The sequence below is a fragment of the Paraglaciecola mesophila KMM 241 genome (genome assembly GCF_000315015.1).
Taxonomy (GTDB): Bacteria; Pseudomonadota; Gammaproteobacteria; order Enterobacterales; family Alteromonadaceae; genus Paraglaciecola; species Paraglaciecola mesophila.
This window is the reverse complement of the sequence record NZ_BAEP01000002.1, coordinates 1-555: the sequence shown is the minus strand read 5'-3', so window position 1 is coordinate 555 and position 555 is coordinate 1. Positions and strand designations below refer to the sequence as shown.

Here is a 555-nt window from a genome sequence, read left to right as displayed (position 1 = left end):
GCAAAAAAGAAGTGCTTGGGATATTCAAGCAACTTGTCGCAATGTTCGAAAGAATATTGCGAAGTGGATTTGTTATTGAGACAACGCCGCGAAGAATTTGTCGCCGGGAGTTAACGTCTGTTAATGACCAAGCAAATTCTGTAGCAAGGCAGTATCAATGACAAAGACCGAGCAAGAGGCTTGTAGCTCAGCTGGTTAGAGCGCACCCCTGATAAGGGTGAGGTCGGCAGTTCAAGTCTGCCCAAGCCTACCATTTCGCATTTATGCGGTGTTGGACACCTCGTCGTTTAGCAGGCTAAACGTCCTCGGTATCCGCCTAGCCTAAATACGAACTGGCCGAAGATGAAAATCCTCAATGATTTGAGGGGCCATAGCTCAGCTGGGAGAGCGCCTGCCTTGCACGCAGGAGGTCAGCAGTTCGATCCTGCTTGGCTCCACCACTTTCTAAGAAAGTGAACTTTTTGCTCAAAAAGATTAAGTAGCCTTAATCAATACGCATTGGATTAAATGTTTATTGATTAAGGTTTTTTAAACCTTAATTGTGTACTTCGGTAT

The 555-nt window shown here is 45.4% G+C and carries 2 tRNA genes; both read left to right on the top strand.

What is annotated here, in order from left to right:
* Nucleotides 1-176 precede the first annotated feature (176 nt).
* Nucleotides 177-253: transfer RNA gene (locus tag GMES_RS00015), tRNA-Ile, on the top strand.
* Between the two features lie 111 nt (nucleotides 254-364).
* Nucleotides 365-440 (top strand) — tRNA-Ala (locus GMES_RS00010).
* Nucleotides 441-555: the final 115 nt, after the last annotated feature.